Origin of the sequence: Arthrobacter agilis (assembly GCF_002953615.1) — a bacterium.
GTDB classification, from domain to species: domain Bacteria; phylum Actinomycetota; class Actinomycetes; order Actinomycetales; family Micrococcaceae; genus Arthrobacter_D; species Arthrobacter_D agilis_B.
The window spans coordinates 487,053-490,850 of the sequence record NZ_CP024915.1 but is presented as its reverse complement, the minus strand read 5'-3'; the positions used below and the strand labels follow the sequence as shown (position 1 = coordinate 490,850).

Here is a 3,798-nt window from a genome sequence, read left to right as displayed (position 1 = left end):
ACGACGGGCACAGTGTGGCAACCCGTTGTCCATCGACTACGCCTGTCGGCCTCGCCTTAGGTCCCGACTTACCCAGGGCAGATTAGCTTGACCCTGGAACCCTTGATCATTCGGCGGACGGGTTTCTCACCCGTCTTTCGCTACTCATGCCTGCATTCTCACTCGTGTAGGCTCCACCGCTGGTTTACACCGCGACTTCACTGCCCACACGACGCTCCCCTACCCATCCACACCCTTGAACCAAGAGAACAAGTCTCCGGCTTGGGATATATGTGAATGCCACAACTTCGGCGGTGTACTTGAGCCCCGCTACATTGTCGGCGCGGAATCACTTGACCAGTGAGCTATTACGCACTCTTTCAAGGGTGGCTGCTTCTAAGCCAACCTCCTGGTTGTCTGGGCAACTCCACATCCTTTCCCACTTAGCACACGCTTAGGGGCCTTAGTTGGTGGTCTGGGCTGTTTCCCTCTCGACTATGAAGCTTATCCCCCACAGTCTCACTGCTGCGCTCTCACTTACCGGCATTCGGAGTTTGGCTGACGTCAGTAACCTTGTAGGGCCCATTAGCCATCCAGTAGCTCTACCTCCGGTAAGAAACACGCAACGCTGCACCTAAATGCATTTCGGGGAGAACCAGCTATCACGAAGTTTGATTGGCCTTTCACCCCTACCCACAGCTCATCCCCTCCATTTTCAACTGAAGTGGGTTCGGTCCTCCACGACGTCTTACCGTCGCTTCAACCTGGCCATGGGTAGATCACTTCGCTTCGGGTCTAGATCACGCCACTCTGCTCGCCCTATTCAGACTCGCTTTCGCTACGGCTTCCCCACACGGGTTAACCTCGCGACGTAACACTAACTCGCAGGCTCATTCTTCAAAAGGCACGCCGTCACAGATACAAGTCTGCTCCGACGGTTTGTAGGCACACGGTTTCAGGTACTGTTTCACTCCCCTCCCGGGGTACTTTTCACCTTTCCCTCACGGTACTGGTCCGCTATCGGTCATCAGGGAGTATTTAGGCTTACCAGGTGGTCCTGGCAGATTCGCACGGGATTTCTCGGGCCCCGTGCTACTTGGGATCCTCTCCAAACGGCGTCACGCATTACGGTTACGGGACTTACACCCTCTCCGGCCGGGCTTTCAAACCCGTTCACCTATACGCACGCACTCATTTCACCAGTCCGGCAGAACTGGAACGGAAAGTCCCACAACCCCAGTGATGCAACGCCCGCCGGCTATCACGCACCACTGGTTTAGCCTGTTCCGCGTTCGCTCGCCACTACTAACGGAATCACTATTGTTTTCTCTTCCTGTGGGTACTGAGATGTTTCACTTCCCCACGTTCCCTCCACGTACCCTATGTGTTCAGATACGGGTCACCCGGTCACTCGCGCGCCGGGCGGGGTTTCCCCATTCGGACATCCTGGGATCAAAGTTCGGTTATCAACTCCCCCAGGCTTATCGCAGATTCCCACGTCCTTCTTCGGCTCCTGATGCCAAGGCATCCACCGTGTGCCCTTAAAAACTTGACCACAAAGATCAAAAAACATATCGAGAAAACCAGGCCCGAACATTTGTCCGAAACCAGATTTATCTTAGAAATTGCTTCTTTTTAAGATGCTCGCGTCCACTATGCAGTTCTCAACCAACAACCCCGTCACACCCACACCCAACCCCGAAGGACCGGACACAGCATGCGCAGGAACAACCAGAAACAACCGAAACCCCCACCCCACGACACCCCGCCAGGACCACCGACCCCGGACATCAGCGACGAATCACCGACACCCGGAACAAGCACCCCTACAAGGACACGCAGAACAAGAGCCCTGTTATCTCAGGACCCAACAGTGTGCCAAACACCCCCCGACAACCCCCGACACCACCCTTTCCACAACCACCGCACCCACACACCCCCTCCACGAAGGAGGAGACACGACAGACACGCCGGCTCGTACTCGAATGCCACCAGGACCCACCAGGGACCTATCCGTTGATATTCCACCCATGAGCACCCACCGCGGAACAAACGCCCGCGCTATGGGCTAACTCCTGCAAGCCACACACCCACCACACAGGATGAGCACATGAACCTGAGGCGCTCCTTAGAAAGGAGGTGATCCAGCCGCACCTTCCGGTACGGCTACCTTGTTACGACTTAGTCCCAATCGCCGGTCCCACCTTCGACGGCTCCCTCCCACAAGGGGTTAGGCCACCGGCTTCGGGTGTTACCAACTTTCGTGACTTGACGGGCGGTGTGTACAAGGCCCGGGAACGTATTCACCGCAGCGTTGCTGATCTGCGATTACTAGCGACTCCAACTTCATGAGGTCGAGTTGCAGACCTCAATCCGAACTGAGACCGGCTTTTTGGGATTAGCTCCACCTCACAGTATCGCAACCCTTTGTACCGGCCATTGTAGCATGCGTGAAGCCCAAGACATAAGGGGCATGATGATTTGACGTCGTCCCCACCTTCCTCCGAGTTGACCCCGGCAGTCTCCCATGAGTCCCCGGCATAACCCGCTGGCAACATGGAACGAGGGTTGCGCTCGTTGCGGGACTTAACCCAACATCTCACGACACGAGCTGACGACAACCATGCACCACCTGTAAACCGGCCACAAGTGGCTGACACATCTCTGCATCATTCCGGTTCATGTCAAGCCTTGGTAAGGTTCTTCGCGTTGCATCGAATTAATCCGCATGCTCCGCCGCTTGTGCGGGCCCCCGTCAATTCCTTTGAGTTTTAGCCTTGCGGCCGTACTCCCCAGGCGGGGCACTTAATGCGTTAGCTACGGCGCGGAAAACGTGGAATGTCCCCCACACCTAGTGCCCAACGTTTACGGCATGGACTACCAGGGTATCTAATCCTGTTCGCTCCCCATGCTTTCGCTCCTCAGCGTCAGTTACAGCCCAGAGACCTGCCTTCGCCATCGGTGTTCCTCCTGATATCTGCGCATTTCACCGCTACACCAGGAATTCCAGTCTCCCCTACTGCACTCTAGTCTGCCCGTACCCACCGCAGATCCGGGGTTAAGCCCCGGACTTTCACGGCAGACGCGACAAACCGCCTACGAGCTCTTTACGCCCAATAATTCCGGATAACGCTTGCGCCCTACGTATTACCGCGGCTGCTGGCACGTAGTTAGCCGGCGCTTCTTCTGCAGGTACCGTCACCAACCCAAAGGCCGGCTTCTTCCCTACTGAAAGAGGTTTACAACCCGAAGGCCTTCATCCCTCACGCGGCGTCGCTGCATCAGGCTTGCGCCCATTGTGCAATATTCCCCACTGCTGCCTCCCGTAGGAGTCTGGGCCGTGTCTCAGTCCCAGTGTGGCCGGTCACCCTCTCAGGCCGGCTACCCGTCGTCGCCTTGGTAGGCCATTACCCCACCAACAAGCTGATAGGCCGCGAGTCCATCCAAAACCACAAAAGCTTTCCACCAACATGGCATGCGCCAGAAGGTCGTATCCAGTATTAGACCCGGTTTCCCAGGCTTATCCCAGAGTCAAGGGCAGGTTACTCACGTGTTACTCACCCGTTCGCCACTAATCCCCCCACAAGTGAGGTTCATCGTTCGACTTGCATGTGTTAAGCACGCCGCCAGCGTTCATCCTGAGCCAGGATCAAACTCTCCGTAAATGCATTACAGACACAACACGGAAACCCGGGAAAACGGGCAACCACGCTGCACAAAATTCGAAACCAGCCAAAAAAACCAGCCACCACACGGGGTGCGGCAACCAGCAAATTCAACCAATCAAAAAACAATCGGTATCAACAAACTTGGCACACT

1 rRNA gene and 3 other annotated features are annotated in these 3,798 nt (G+C 56.0%); the gene reads right to left on the bottom strand.

Annotation, left to right across the window (positions count from 1 at the left end):
- Positions 1–2: 2 nt before the first annotated feature.
- Positions 3–99: a sequence feature (23S ribosomal RNA rRNA prediction is too short), on the bottom strand.
- 49 nt (positions 100–148) lie between these two features.
- Positions 149–915: a sequence feature (23S ribosomal RNA rRNA prediction is too short), on the bottom strand.
- A 7-nt stretch (positions 916–922) separates the two neighbouring features.
- Positions 923–1,520: a sequence feature (23S ribosomal RNA rRNA prediction is too short), on the bottom strand.
- A 591-nt stretch (positions 1,521–2,111) separates the two neighbouring features.
- A 16S ribosomal RNA gene (locus CVO76_RS02370) occupies positions 2,112–3,644 on the bottom strand.
- Positions 3,645–3,798 lie beyond the last annotated feature (154 nt).